This window comes from Klebsiella aerogenes (genome assembly GCA_029027985.1).
Lineage (GTDB): Bacteria > Pseudomonadota > Gammaproteobacteria > Enterobacterales > Enterobacteriaceae > Klebsiella > Klebsiella aerogenes_A.
The window spans coordinates 357823-371813 of record CP119076.1; the positions used below are offsets into that span (position 1 = coordinate 357823).

The window sequence follows — 13991 nt, forward strand, 5'->3', positions numbered from 1 at the left end:
TATCGCGCGTTGACTTAACGCTTCGGACCGGCAGCCACCAGCGCTTCGCCAGCCGGGGTATCGGTATACTTCTCGAAGTTCTCGATAAACAGTTTCGCCAGCTGATCGGCTTTTTCCTGCCACTGCTCCGGAGAGGCGTAGGTATTACGCGGGTCAAGAATATGGGTATCCACGCCAGGCAGCTCGGTTGGGATCTGCAGGTCGAACATCGGCAGCGTAAAGGTTTCCGCATTATCCAGCGAACCGTCGAGGATCGCATCGATAATGGCGCGGGTATCTTTAATCGAGATACGTTTGCCGGTGCCGTTCCAACCGGTGTTGACCAGGTATGCCTGGGCGCCGGAAGCCTGCATGCGTTTCACCAGCACTTCTGCGTACTGCGTCGGGTGTAGCGACAGGAACGCGGCGCCGAAGCAGGCGGAGAAGGTTGGGGTCGGCTCGGTGACGCCGCGCTCGGTACCCGCCAGTTTGGCGGTAAAGCCAGACAGGAAATGGTACTGGGTCTGGTCGGCGGTCAGGCGCGAAACCGGCGGCAGTACGCCGAAGGCATCTGCGGTCAGGAAGATCACCTTGGTGGCGTGACCGGCTTTCGAAATCGGCTTAACGATGTTTTCGATATGGTCGATCGGGTAGGAGACGCGGGTGTTCTCGGTCTTCGAACCGTCATCAAAATCAATGGTGCCGTCAGCCAGCACGACGACGTTTTCCAGCAGCGCATCGCGGCGGATGGCGTGATAGATGTCCGGTTCGTTGGCTTCCGACAGTTTAATGGTCTTCGCGTAGCATCCGCCTTCGAAGTTAAACACGCCGTCGTCATCCCAGCCGTGCTCGTCATCGCCAATCAGGCGGCGTTTCGGATCGGTGGAAAGCGTGGTTTTACCGGTGCCGGACAGGCCGAAGAAGACGGCCACGTCGCCTTTTTCGCCGACGTTAGCGGAGCAGTGCATCGATGCAATACCCTGCAACGGCAGCAGGTAGTTCATAATCGAGAACATTCCTTTCTTCATTTCGCCGCCGTACCAGGTGCCGCCGATAAGCTGGATGCGCTCGGTCAGGTTAAAGGCGACGAAGTTTTCGGAGTTCAGACCCTGCTCTTTCCACTGCGGGTTGGTGCACTTCGCGCCGTTCATCACGATGAAGTCAGGCTCGAAGGCCGCCAGCTCTTCCTCGCTCGGGCGAATGAACATGTTCTTAACGAAGTGCGCCTGCCAGGCGACTTCGGTAATGAAGCGCACGCTGAGGCGGGTGTCGGCGTTAGCGCCGCAGAAGGCGTCGACGATAAACAGACGTTTACCGGACAGCTGGTGGGTTACCAGGCCTTTCAGGTGCTGCCAGGTTTCCTGGGAGAGCGGCTTGTTGTCGTTCTTACCTTTGCCTTTATCAGACCACCACACGGTATCGCGAGTGGTGTCGTCACGGACGATATATTTATCTTTCGGCGAACGGCCGGTGAAAATACCGGTATCGACGGCGATGGCGCCAAGATTGGTTAAAACGCCACGCTCATAACCTTCCAGTTTTGGGTCGAGCTCTTCTTGATACAGGGTATCGAAGCCCGGGTTGTGGACAATTTCCTGGACATCATTGATACCGTAAGCCTTGAGATCCTGCGGGGTTAAACTATTAACGCGCATGTCACTGCTCCTTAGCCAATATATACTGCTTTAAATTGTAGGGTTTCTTTCAGGTAATAGACCGCGACCAGGCTCATAGATTTACGTATCTCGACAAACGCCTTACTTACGAAAAACACAGTGACTCCTGTCACGAAGTGTGCGCGATTATCTCAGGAAATCGGTCAAAGGTGGCGGTAGATGTTTCTGAATGGTTAAAAAGTAATTAAAAAAACTGCTGAAATGTGAATGTAATCGCTTTCTTGAAAGAAAATTACGTAACTCTTTCAGGGAAAATCGATTCAACACGCGGTCGAAAGGGTTGACGCCAGGCGCGGCGGGGTAGGAAAACCCAGCGCAGCGCCTGGCGGGTAGGGCAATTAGTGTACCTGCGGATCCGCCGGAGAGGCGTTATTGCGGATCTCGGCGATATCCATGGCATTGAACAGATAATGGTTGCCGCAGTAATCGCAGTGCATATCAATTTCGCCTTCGTCGGCCAGGATGCTGTCGACTTCTTCATCCGGCAGCGTCTTCAACGCATCGGCGCAGCGTTCGCGGGAACAGGTGCATTTGAACTCTACGTCCTGCGGATCGTAAACGGTCACCTCTTCCTCGTGGTACAGGCGCCATAATACATCGTTTGCCGGCAGGGTAAACAGCTCTTCCGCCTTGATGGTTTCGGTCAGCGTTGCCAGATGCTCGAAGTCGGTCAACTGTGCGTCCTGAGCCGGCATGACCTGCAGCAGCATGCCGCCGGCCATCGCTTTACCGTCGTGCTCACCGGTACGAATGATCAGACGGGTTGGCAGCTGTTCGGAACGCTGGAAGTAATCTTCCAGGCATGCCGCCAGCGTATCGCCTTCCAGACCGACGACGCCCTGATAGCGCTCGCCTTCCTGCGGAGAGATGGTAATGACCAGGTATCCGTTGCCGACCATCGTTTTCAGGTCTGCGCCTTCCGGGATCTCGCCCTGAACGCGCGCGACGCCGCGCAGCTGCTGCTGATTATTGCCGTTGATCACTGCCAGGGAGAGCGGGCCGTCGCCCTGCAGTTGAACGGTAATATCGCCAGCGAACTTCAGTGTCGCCGTCAGCAGGCTGGTGGCGACCAGCAGCTCCGACAGCACGGTTTTTACCGGCTGCGGGTAGCTATGGTTGGCCAGGATCTGTTCCAACGTTTCCGATACGGTGACCAGTTCACCGCGCACGGCATAGTTTTCAAACAGATAACGATGTAATTGATCGTGTTGAGTCATAATCATCTCTCTTGCTGGCGGCAGCGCTATTCGCTGTCGCCGTGTTTAAATCTCATCAGGTCGCGGCGCTCTTTTTTGTCCGGACGTCTGTCTGGGTGCGGCATGGTGAGCGCATTCAACTTGCGCGCCAGCGCCATTTTTTCGCGTTTCTCGATGCTCTGTGCCGTCTCTTCATACAGCATGACGGCTTCACTGGCTGGCCTGCGTTGTTCGGTAATGCTTTTGACGATAACGGTGCGCTCGTCGTTGCCCTGACGTAGGATCAGGGTGGCATTCAGCTCGACGATTTTGCTCGGCTTACTACGTTGTCCGTTGTAGTGTACCTTGCCGCCTTCAACCATCTCGCGCGCGATGGCGCGAGTTTTATAAAAGCGGGCGGCCCAGAGCCATTTGTCCAGCCTGACGCTTTCTGCGGGCTTGTCTTTCATGGCCTCTCCTTCGGGGTCAGCGAAGGGATCAGGCGCCGGTAATCGTTCACCCCGGGATGGCGGACATACTGCTTTTCCGCCAGACCGGAGTCCGGGTTGGTGACGCCCAGGCAATAACGAATGCCGAACTGCGCCGCCGCGTTCAGGATTGCTTCGCTGTCATCGACAAACAGCGTTTTGCGCGCATCAAGGCCGGTTTCCTCTGCCACCGCGCGCCACAGGCGCTGATCCTCTTTCGGATAACCAAATGTGTGGGTGGAAAGTAATAAATCAAGGTGCGCGTCCAGGCCGGTATGCTTCAGCTTAACCGCCAGGTTATGCGGGTGCGCGTTGGTCAGCAAGATGCGGCGCTTGCCGCTGGCCTGCAGCGCGTCAAGGAACGGTACGGTATCGTCACGCAGTTTTGCTCGCGGCCCCTGTTCGCTGGTCATCGCACAAATATCCAAACCCAGTCGCTCGCTCCAGTAATCAAGACAGTACCAGTTTAGCGTATGCTGCACGGCGTGATACTCCTGATGTATTGCCGCTTTGGCTTCCTGCAGAGTGAGCCCACGAGCGGCGCCAAAGGCTTCCGGGACCAATTTTTGCCAGAAGTCGTTGTCAAACGCGAGGTCGAGCAGCGTGCCATCCATATCCAGCAGAACGGTATCAACCTCCTGCCACGCGATATTTACCTGCATGGTGAGTCTCCAGCGAGAGGGGGAAATGCGCGACAGGGTATCACACCCTGACGCGCAAGAATTACTCTTGATGATCCGGAGAAGGGATGAGAACCGGATTCAGGCAGCTTTCATAATATTTGTGAATTTCTTCCATCCGCTGGCGGTGACGCTGGTAGCGGCGGATAGCTTGTACGCCGTGCCACGACATACAGCCGAGCATCGCCAGCAGCAGCAGCGTGGTGCCGAGATAGCGCCAGAGCCCGCTACGGTCAGGAATGCGATGCAGGTTGATATGCTGGGTGCCGTTGGCGTCAGTGTAGAGATTCGTGACAATCCCCTCCGCATGGAACGGCGTGTGCATCAGCATACCCGCCAGTCGCTGCAGCTCGCCCCACTGCTCGTGGGCCGGATAATCGTACAGACTAATGGCCGGCCACGGCTGATTCACCAGTTCGCTGCCTTCGTCGCTGGCGATCAGGAATCCGCCCGGCGCCGGGCTGTTTAACGCCTGGGCAGCGCGGGAGGTTTCGCGCATCACGAACGGCGCTGTTGAAGTGGTCACCAGGTTTTCCAGAGACTCGGCGCTAACCGGACGCAGTAATACGTTAACGCCGTCGAGTTTGCCCGCGGCGGCGCGCTTGATCAGCGCTTCCCAATTGCGGGTATTGCCGAGGTTGACCAGCGCGTTCTTCAGCCGGACGCAGTCATCTTGCGCGGCGCATAGTTCATTGGTTTTCAGTACGATATCGCCGAAGTCATCCAGTAGCACCATGCCTGATTTCTGAATGGCTGAGCGCAGCGCCGGACTGACGTGCGAATCGTCATCCGGATCGGGGTGCAGCTGGCGCTGTACCGATTGCACCAGCGCGGTGGCTTTACCGACGACATCGGACTCCGGTAACGGCAGGGGAGGCGCGTCGTTCCAGATAATCTGCGAGCAGTCGAATGGGGCGAACGGTGACTCTTCTTTTGCGCTCCAGGTGCCCGGCGTGCGGATATTGCACATGCCGGTGCCTTTCAGTTGCAGGGTGTCGCCGATGCGCACTTTCGCTTTCTCAAGCTGACCGACGGTCGTGGCTTCGATGGTTTGCGCGCCTTTGAGCCAGGAGAGGGTGAACTTAAACGGCATATTCAGCGGTACGCTAACCCATAACATCACCACCACCAGAAGTGCGCCGGCGGCGATAATCGCGCTGCGCAGCCAGTACTGCAGCGGGAAGTGCTTAACTTCGTCATGCAGCGACAGGAAGCGACCCTGGCGGACAACGTGGCGGTTAAGGTAAATATCGATATCGGTCTGCTGCCCCAGGTCCTGAGTAATCCACGGTTGCCAGTGGCGCGGGTAGATAAGGTCGATAATCCCCAATGAGATATTGTTGACGTGTTCCTGGTCATTTTCGCCAAACAGCCCCCAGCGTTTCGGCATTCCGCGCAGACAGTGGATTTCGCGAAGCGATCCGGTGAGTGGCGGAGCATAGATGCCCCATACGCCGGCGGTCAGCAGCAGTACGCCGCCGCCCAGTAGCCACGGCGCGAAGACATCAGGCGAGATCAGGCAGCAATAAAACAGTAAAAACGCGGCGACGATCAGTATCCCTTCGCGCAGGCTATCGGGGCGACTGAGGGCATGCTCCTCCTGGCTCTCCTGGCGGATGTTCAGCAGCTCAACCTGTTCGCTCTCTTCGCCGCGAATCGACGCCTGAGTCGCTGATGCGCGCTCAAGCGCGTAGCTACGGGCCTCCTGCGGGTAGTCGCGTAGCGCATGGTCGTTGAGCACGATGACCAGAGGTAAGCTATCGGTCGGGATCAGCGAGACGCTGTTCTCATCATTGATATGCTGTTCCCAGAATGGCGGCAGGTGAACTTCTACCGAATCAAGGAAGTAGCGCCATTTATTGGGCTCATCGGAAGAGATCCCATAGCGGGTGATCGCTCTGGTAACGGTATAAACGGTGTCGCTCTGTTCGTTGAGCGTTAGCGCGATCGGCGCGACGCTGGCGCCGGTCGCCGGCACCTGCTGCGACTGGCTGAGGCCGTCGAGATACTTTTCAACCGCCAGTCGTTCCTCATCGGAAAGCTTGCGGGTCGTGGCGTCGCTAAAGGCATGCAGTAAGGGAAGGCGGCGACGTCTGGCATGAGATCGATACCACCACCCGATAAGCACGGCGCAGAGTAGCAGAGCTGTGAAAAAAGTCAGAAAGGTGCCCATGCCCATCCCATCAGTCATAGTAATTTTAATTGTCTATCGGCACATGTTGTCTAATGCAGGAAAATTTATTGTGCAAAGCAGCAGCATGTAATCTTATCAAAAACGTTAAAACTCAGGAATCGGTAAATTCCCAAAACAATTTCAACCTATTGACTTTTTTGTCTTTATGAATCTTTGCATTGCGAGCGAAAGGTTGCAAGTATGTAAATTAGTGGCAATTTGGATTGCCGAAACCGTGCTGCGTATCGCACAATGACTTCTGTAATCACAGCATAGACCGATGACAATGAGCAAATCATTACAAAAACCCACCATTCTCAACGTTGAAACGGTAGCGCGTTCGCGTCTTTTTAATGTTGAAAGCGTGGACCTGGAATTTAGCAATGGCGTGCGTCGCGTTTATGAACGCATGCGGCCTACAGCGCGTGAAGCTGTAATGATTGTGCCGATTGTCGATGACCACATTATTTTAATCCGTGAATATGCTGTCGGCACGGAATCCTACGAATTGGGTTTCTCCAAAGGGCTTATCGACCCTGGCGAAACCGCCATGGAAGCTGCCAACCGCGAGCTGAAAGAAGAGGTCGGCTTCGGCGCGCGCCAACTGACTTTCCTGAAAAAACTCAGCATGGCGCCCTCCTATTTCTCCAGCAAAATGAATATCATGGTGGCGGAAGATCTCTATCCGGAATCGCTGCCGGGCGATGAACCCGAACCATTGCCGCAGGTGCGTTGGCCGTTGTCGCAGCTGATGGCATTGTTGGAAGAAGAAGATTTCAATGAAGCGCGTAACGTTAGCGCGCTGTTCCTGGTACGTGAATGGCTACAGGCACAGGGGCGTTTGTAATTCACAAATCCTGATCCCGAACCATAAAAAAAGCGCCCGCAGGCGCTTTTTTTATTAGAACAGCTCGTGGGTTTCGCCACCGCTATCAGTGATCGTCGTACCGACTTCACGCACCGCCTGATGGGTCGGCTGTGTGCCTTCGATGAAATATTCGGCGCGGCTATTGCCGCCGTTGGCCAACTGACCGGTGCTGCGATCGATATTCACCGTCACGATGCCTGGCGGCGGTGTGAATGGCTCTTCCGGCACGCCTTCCAGCACGCGTTTCATAAAGTCGTCCCAGGCTGGCTGGGCGCTTTTGGCGCCGCCTTCATACCCCGAAATCTGATCTTTAATTGCGCCGGACGCAGTCGTGCGTCCCAGATCGCGGCGATGGTCATCGAAACCAATCCACACTGAAGTGACGACGCCCGGACCGTAGCCGGAGAACCACGCATCTTTCGAACTGTTGGTGGTCCCGGTTTTACCGCCGATATCGTGACGCTGCAGGTCGCGGCCTGCGCGCCAGCCGGTGCCCATCCAACCCGGTTCGCCGAAAATGTTGGTATTCAGCGCGCTCTTGATCAAGAAGGCCAGCGGCGTGTTAATCACATGCGGGGCGTATTCCGGCGCGCCGCTTTGCGCAACCAGCGACTGGTTAGCTTGCTCAAGTTGCGGTTGCGGCGGAACGTCGCCGTTTTGCGGCTCCTGAGAGGTCGCAACTTCTTCAACGTCCTGGTTTTCCAGCACGTTGGATTTCGGCGTATCGCCGTAGATCACCGGCGAGTTGCACTGTGGGCAGGCCACTTTTGGATGCTCTTCAAACAGCACGCCGCCCTGGTCGTTCTCAATTTTACTAATAAAGTACGGGCTAATCAGGAAGCCGCCGTTAGCCATCACCGAGTAGCCGCGGGCCACTTGTAGCGGGGTAAAGGAGGCGGAACCCAGCGCCAGCGATTCGGTATGGACGATGTTTTGCGCCGGGAAACCAAAACGTTGCAGGTACTCTGCCGCATAATCGACGCCCATTGCGCGCATCGCACGCACCATTACCACGTTCTTTGACTGGCCTAAGCCCTGGCGCAGACGAATCGGACCGGCGTACTGCGGCGGCGAGTTTTTCGGTCGCCAGTCGGAGCCCGCGCCGGCATCCCAGCGGGAAATGGGCACATCGTTAAGCATACTGGCCAGGGTTAAGCCTTTGTCCATCGCGGCGGTATAGAGGAATGGTTTGATGTTGGAACCAACCTGCCGCAGCGCCTGGGTCGCGCGGTTGAATTTGCTCTGGTTGAAGTCAAAGCCGCCGACCAGAGCGATGATCGCGCCATTTTGCGGGTTGATTGACACCAGAGCGGAGTTCACTTCCGGCACCTGAGACAACCACCAGTTGTCGCCAACCTGGCGTACCCAAATTTGCTGTCCGGTTTGTACGACGTCGGTGACTTTACGCGGTGTGGAGCCTTGCTGCGTATCGGAAACGTAGCGACGGGCCCAGCGGACGCCGTCCATCGTCAGCGCGACCGATGTGCCGTTGCCGAGCAGCGCAACCGCTTCCTGCGGGTTAGCCGAAGTCACCACCGCAGGCGCCAGCGGGCCAACGCCCGGCAGCTTTTTCAACGTATTGACGATTTTCTTGTTATCCCATGGGGTTTCGCCAACTTTCCATAGCACATTGGCCGGGCCGCGATAGCCATGGCGCATGTCGTAGTCCAGGACGTTTTTACGCACCGACTGCTGGGCGGCCTGTTGGTTTTTACGCGTGATGGTGGTGTAGACGCGGTAGCCGTCTTCGTAGGCCTGTTCGCCATAGCGATTAACCATTTCCTGACGCACCATTTCGCTGAGGTATGGGGCGGAAAACGCGATTTCCGGCGCGTGGTAGCGGGCGTCGATCGCTTCGCTGCGCGCCTGATCGTACTGAGTCTGAGTGATATAGCCTTCGCTCAGCATACGCGACAGGACTACGTTGCGACGAGCAGTGGCGCGATCCATTGAATAGAGCGGGTTAAAGGTTGAAGGCGCTTTTGGCAGACCGGCGATCACGGCTATTTCGCTCAGGGTGAGCTGATCAACCGATTTCCCGAAGTAAACCTGCGCGGCGGCGCCGACGCCGTAGGCGCGGTAGCCGAGGTAAATCTTGTTGAGGTAAAGATCGAGAATCTCATCTTTATTCAGCAACTGCTCAATGCGAATCGCGAGGAAAACCTCTTTGATTTTACGCGTCAGCGTCTTCTCCGGGCTGAGGAAGAAGTTTCGCGCGAGCTGCTGGGTAATGGTACTGGCGCCCTGCGAGGCGTGGCCGGAGAACATCGCCACGCTGGCGGCGCGGAAAATCCCCACGGGGTCAACGCCATGATGCTCATAGAAGCGGCTATCTTCGGTAGCGATAAACGCTTTTATCAGCTCCGGCGGCATTTGCTGCAGAGTCACGGGGATGCGGCGCTTTTCGCCGTATTGCGCAATGAGCTCGCCATCCGCGCTATAGACCTGCATCGGGATCTGCAGGCGCACATCCTTTAAGGTCGCGACGTCGGGGAGTTGCGGCTCTATAAATTTGTAGAGGCCATAAATCGAGCCTGCTCCCAGCAGAACGCAACAAACTGCAAGGATAAAAAGATACTTTACGAACTTCACCGGAGATTTCCCATTTAGTTTTATTTGGGCAGTTTATAAACAAACGCGCGGTAGTATAAAGGCAAGCCAGGAGCATTGATATACCCCCCATTGTTCAGCAGCGGGGCGGCTTGCTGTCTACCTGCCTTCAGCTATGGGGTCGGTACCCATCGGAAGCCTCGTGCACGTACCCCCGTTTCGCCGCGAGGTATATCCAGGCTGCTCCTTGAATCGCAATCGCGGATAAGGAGATCTAAGCATGACTTTCAGAAATTGGCGCATAGGAATTCACATTCAACAGGACAGCGTCGCCATTGTGGCGTTGCTCTATGAGCGTGGCCACTGGGCGTTGCGTCGCTGGTGGCGGATCCCGCTAGCCCCGGGGCTGGTGCAGCAGGGTAGAATCGTTGATGTTAACGAGGTGGTAGGACAGCTACGCCAGTGGCGCCGTGAACTGCCGCTTCAGCACCAAGTGAGTATTGCCCTGCCGGCAAGCCGGACGCTGCAAAAACAGCTGCCAGCGCCGCAGGTCGCGTTACGGGAGAGCGAAAGCGCGGCGTGGATAACCGGCACGATGGCCCGCCAGCTGGAAATGCCCGCGTCTTCGCTATGTATCGATTATGTCGCCAGCCCGGCTAATAATGGCTGGCAGGCGACGGCGGCTCAGCGTCTGGATGTTGACGTCTTGCGCCAGCTGGCGCGGCGGCTGAAGCTCCGGCTGACGGCAATCGTACCGGATGCGGCAGCGCTCTCTTCTTTTTTTCCCTGGTTACCTGACGCCACACAGGGGTTGGCCTGGCAGGGCGACGCGCAGTGGCTGTGGGCAACTCAGGAACGCTGGGGCTACTGTCCATGCAGCGAGGCCTCCTCTTTCGCGCAATTAACCTCGCGGCTTAGCGACGATGAATTCCAGCTCTGCAGCAGCTCGCCGCTGGCTGAATGCGGTTTTGACTGCTGGAGCGCGATTCACCGCCTGCAGCCGCCGCTTCCTGCCTGCGGCGATCGCTTCGCTATCGCGCTGGGACTGGCGTTAGGGGGGAAGTCATCATGGGAGGGTTGATTAACCTTCTTCCGTGGCGTGAAGCGCGTCGGCGGCAGCGGATCCGCCTGGGTGGGTTACTGGCTGTGGGGGTGATACTTAGCATTATTGCGCTGACGCTGTCATTGCGTACGTTGCGCCAGGTAGAGGCGGAGCAGCGCGTGGCGCGCGCGCAGGCTGAAAATCAGATCTACTCCGCGTTTGCGCAGCGTGAGGGGGCGTTACGCGAACAGCTCCAGCACGGCGAATGGCAAGCCCAGCGGGTACGGCGGCGCGCGGCAACGCAGGCCTGGCAACCGAGACTACTGGCGCTGGCGGCTCTGTTGCCGGAATCACTGTGGCTGACCCGGTTTGACTACCAGCCGCAGGGTATCACTCTCAGCGGGCTCGCGCTGAATCTACAGTCGGTGGCGGCGCTGGAAAAGGCGCTCGGCAAGCTGGAGGGATTTCTCCCGGCGAAAGCAGGCGCTACGCGACGCGATGAGCAAGGGCGCTGGTCATTTAGCTTTTTCCTTGCGGGAGAGACTGGCCATGCGGAGCGTCGTTGAACGCTTGTCGTCTCTGCGCGGATGGCCGCTGGCGCTACTATCCAGCGCTGTTTTGGCGTCTGTTGCGTATCTGGCGTTCTGGTCCACCGAGGTTCATCTGGCGCATCCCGCCTCGCCGCCATTACAGGCGCAATGGCGACGGCTGTTACCGTTACGCGCTGTGCTGGCGCAACGCGCGACGGATGAGTGGACGACCCGACGCTTTTCGCCGTTGGATATACCAAACACGGGCGTCACGCTGCGGACCTGGCAACCGCGAGACGGCGGTGGTGACATGCTGGTGGAGGTCAACTGGCAGGCGGTACCGCCGCTGTTTGCCTGGCTTGCTGATTGCGGCGTACGGGTCACGGCCTTTTCGCTGAGCTATGAAGATGCTTCGCTGCAGATGTCGTTGCAGTTGGAGAACGATGATGAAGCATAAGGGCTGGATGCTGCTGCTTGTCTGCCCATTGCTGACTGGCGCGCGCGATCCTTTTCTGCCGGTTGAGGATCGCTGCCAGACAACGTTGTTGGCGCAGTGGCGCTACGGTGGCGGGGCGGGCAGCGATCGGCAGTGGCTGGGGCTTATTCAGGATCACGCCGGGCTATGGCGACGCGTGCGGATCAATGACGTTTTACCCGGCGGCTGGCGCATTCAGCAGCTAACGGCGGAGACAATAACCATGGCCACTGGCGCTGATTGCGACCCTGCGCGATGGGTCTGGCAACGTGAAGGAAGCCAACATGATGCGAAGGATATGCCTGCTACTTCTGCTGCTGCCTCTACCGGGCACAGCGGCAAAAAAAGAGCCGCCGGTGTCGCTGATCGTCGATGACGTTCCGGTCGCTCAGGTTTTACAGAGTCTGGCGGAAATGCAGAAACTCAATCTGGTGGTGGCGCCGGACGTCAGCGGCACAGTCTCGCTGCGCCTGGATAACCTCCCCTGGCGGCAGGCATTGCAGTCGGTTATCGACAGCGCCGGGCTGACGATGAGCCAGCAAGGGACGGTTTTGTCCATTCATACTCAGGCCTGGCAGCAGGCGAAGCGAGCGCAACAGGACGTTGAGCAGACCCGGCGCTGGCAGAATCTGCCGCTCCAGGGACACAGCATACCGATACGCTATGCTGACGCCGACGAGTTAGCGAAAGCCGGCGGCAAGCTGCTGAGCGCCCGCGGCAGCATGACCGTCGACCGGCGTACCAACCGTTTGTTAATTCGCGATGACGCCCGCCATCTGCCTGCGCTTAAAACGTGGGTCGCAGAAATGGATCTACCGGTCGGTCAGGTGGAGCTGGAGGCGCATATTGTATCGATGAGCGCGACCAGCCTGCGCGAGCTTGGCGTGAAGTGGAGCCTGGCGGAAGCCAGTAGTACGCCTGGGATGGGGAAGATCACGACGTTGACCAGCGATCTGTCGGTGCCGGACGCGACAACCCGCGCCGGGTTTAACATTGGGCGGATTAACGGTCGGCTGTTAGAGTTGGAGCTTTCCGCCCTTGAGCAGAAACAGCAGGTGGAAATCATAGCCAGCCCACGTCTGCTGGCGTCGCATATGCAGCCCGCCAGCATCAAGCAGGGTAGCGAAATCCCCTATCAAGTCTCTAGCGGCGACAATGGCGGGACCTCGGTGGAGTTTAAAGAAGCGGTGCTGGGCATGGAGGTGACGCCAACGGTGCTGCAGCAGGATCGCGTGCGCCTGAAGCTGCGGATTAGCGAAAATACTCCCGGACAGGTGCTGCAGCAGGAAAACGGCGAAGCGCTGGCGATCGATAAGCAGGAGATTGAAACGCAGGTTGAGGTGAAAAGCGGAGAGACGCTGGCGCTGGGCGGGATTTTTTCACAGAAGAATAAATCGGCAAGCGATGCTATTCCGCTGCTTGGCGATATTCCGCTGCTCGGCCAACTGTTTCGTCATGATGGTAAAGATAATGAGCGACGTGAGCTGGTTGTCTTCATTACACCACGGATTCTGGCAGTGCATTAAGCGGGTTTTTCATGCTAAACACGTTTCAGGTGTTTGACGCGGGGACGGATTTAGCATACAAGGGGTACCGATTTGAGAGTCGGGTACGGCATCAATCCTCCCTTTATTGTCCGGTAATTTTATTCTGTTGCCAAACCTGCCGGAGTATTGAGATAATTTTTAGTCTGACTCTCGCTCTATTGCATATGAGGTTTCAGTTCATGTCCTGCTGCGCTGGGTGTCTGCGAAGCGGGTTTATCATTAACGAATAGTCTTAGTAGTACCGAAAAAATGGCAGAGAAACGCAATATCTTTCTGGTTGGGCCTATGGGTGCCGGCAAAAGCACTATTGGGCGCCAGTTAGCCCAACAGCTCAGCATGGAATTTTACGATTCTGATCAAGAGATTGAGAAACGCACTGGCGCAGATGTCGGCTGGGTCTTCGATGTCGAAGGCGAAGAAGGCTTCCGCGATCGTGAAGAAAAAATCATCAATGAGTTGACGGAAAAACAGGGAATCGTACTCGCGACTGGCGGCGGCTCAGTAAAATCCCGTGAAACGCGTAACCGTCTCTCCGCCCGCGGCGTGGTGGTCTACCTGGAAACGACAATCGAAAAACAACTTGCTCGTACGCAGCGCGATAAAAAGCGTCCTTTACTACAAGTAGATGCGCCGCCACGTGAAGTTCTTGAAGCGTTGGCAGATGAACGCAATCCGCTGTATGAAGAGATCGCTGATGTGACTATCCGCACTGACGATCAAAGCGCGAAAGTTGTCGCAAACCAGATTATTCATATGCTGGAAAGCAACTGATTCTGGCTTAATAAAGTGCGTCAGAGTAAAAGCAACT

Annotated in this window: 13 protein-coding genes; 7 read left to right on the forward strand and 6 right to left on the reverse strand. The window is 56.9% G+C overall.

Annotated elements, in window-relative coordinates; translation table 11 throughout:
* Positions 1-14: 14 nt before the first annotated feature.
* The 5 genes from pckA to PYR66_01640 form a co-directional block, all read right to left on the reverse strand.
* The gene (gene pckA, locus PYR66_01620; protein ID WEF28464.1) at positions 15-1634 is read right to left on the reverse strand and encodes a phosphoenolpyruvate carboxykinase (ATP); all 1620 of its coding nucleotides are present in this window, start codon (positions 1632-1634) and stop codon (positions 15-17) included.
* Positions 1635-1993: 359 nt separating this feature from the next.
* Positions 1994-2872 (reverse strand): Hsp33 family molecular chaperone HslO, encoded by an 879-nt coding sequence (gene hslO / locus PYR66_01625; protein ID WEF28465.1) that lies wholly within the window; start codon positions 2870-2872, stop codon positions 1994-1996.
* A 26-nt stretch (positions 2873-2898) separates the two neighbouring features.
* Positions 2899-3300, reverse strand: a complete 402-nt coding sequence (gene hslR, locus PYR66_01630; GenBank protein WEF28466.1) for a ribosome-associated heat shock protein Hsp15 — start codon at positions 3298-3300, stop codon at positions 2899-2901.
* On the reverse strand, positions 3297-3980 hold the full coding sequence (yrfG, locus tag PYR66_01635) for a GMP/IMP nucleotidase (GenBank protein ID WEF28467.1): 684 nt from the start codon (positions 3978-3980) through the stop codon (positions 3297-3299). The genes hslR and yrfG overlap by 4 nt, the downstream gene beginning before the upstream one ends.
* 61 nt (positions 3981-4041) lie before the next feature.
* Positions 4042-6171: an intracellular growth attenuator family protein gene (locus PYR66_01640; protein ID WEF28468.1), complete on the reverse strand. Its 2130-nt coding sequence runs from the start codon at positions 6169-6171 to the stop codon at positions 4042-4044.
* Between the two features lie 286 nt (positions 6172-6457).
* On the opposite strand from PYR66_01640, the gene nudE reads away from it, so the two are divergent.
* Entirely contained in the window at positions 6458-7018 is a 561-nt protein-coding gene (gene nudE / locus PYR66_01645; GenBank protein ID WEF28469.1) for an ADP compounds hydrolase NudE, read from the forward strand.
* Between the two features lie 54 nt (positions 7019-7072).
* On the opposite strand, the gene mrcA is transcribed toward nudE, so the two are convergent.
* A complete protein-coding gene (mrcA, locus tag PYR66_01650) occupies positions 7073-9631 on the reverse strand; it encodes a peptidoglycan glycosyltransferase/peptidoglycan DD-transpeptidase MrcA (GenBank protein ID WEF28470.1) in 2559 nt (852 codons plus the stop codon).
* 238 nt (positions 9632-9869) lie between these two features.
* Between mrcA and pilM the strand changes: the two genes are divergently transcribed.
* From pilM to aroK, 6 genes are all read left to right on the forward strand, one after another.
* The gene (gene pilM / locus PYR66_01655; GenBank protein WEF28471.1) at positions 9870-10670 is read left to right on the forward strand and encodes a pilus assembly protein PilM; all 801 of its coding nucleotides are present in this window, start codon (positions 9870-9872) and stop codon (positions 10668-10670) included.
* Complete coding sequence (locus PYR66_01660) at positions 10658-11197, forward strand: PilN domain-containing protein (protein WEF28472.1); 540 nt, start codon at positions 10658-10660, stop codon at positions 11195-11197. The genes pilM and PYR66_01660 overlap by 13 nt, the downstream gene beginning before the upstream one ends.
* Positions 11181-11618, forward strand: a complete 438-nt coding sequence (locus tag PYR66_01665) for a hypothetical protein (protein ID WEF28473.1) — start codon at positions 11181-11183, stop codon at positions 11616-11618. The genes PYR66_01660 and PYR66_01665 overlap by 17 nt, the downstream gene beginning before the upstream one ends.
* Positions 11608-12012: a HofP DNA utilization family protein gene (locus PYR66_01670; protein ID WEF30337.1), complete on the forward strand. Its 405-nt coding sequence runs from the start codon at positions 11608-11610 to the stop codon at positions 12010-12012. The genes PYR66_01665 and PYR66_01670 overlap by 11 nt, the downstream gene beginning before the upstream one ends.
* Positions 11921-13162, forward strand: coding sequence for a DNA uptake porin HofQ (gene hofQ / locus PYR66_01675; protein ID WEF28474.1), 1242 nt, complete (start codon positions 11921-11923; stop codon positions 13160-13162). The genes PYR66_01670 and hofQ overlap by 92 nt, the downstream gene beginning before the upstream one ends.
* A gap of 270 nt (positions 13163-13432) precedes the next feature.
* Positions 13433-13954 (forward strand): shikimate kinase AroK, encoded by a 522-nt coding sequence (gene aroK, locus PYR66_01680; GenBank protein ID WEF28475.1) that lies wholly within the window; start codon positions 13433-13435, stop codon positions 13952-13954.
* Positions 13955-13991: the final 37 nt, after the last annotated feature.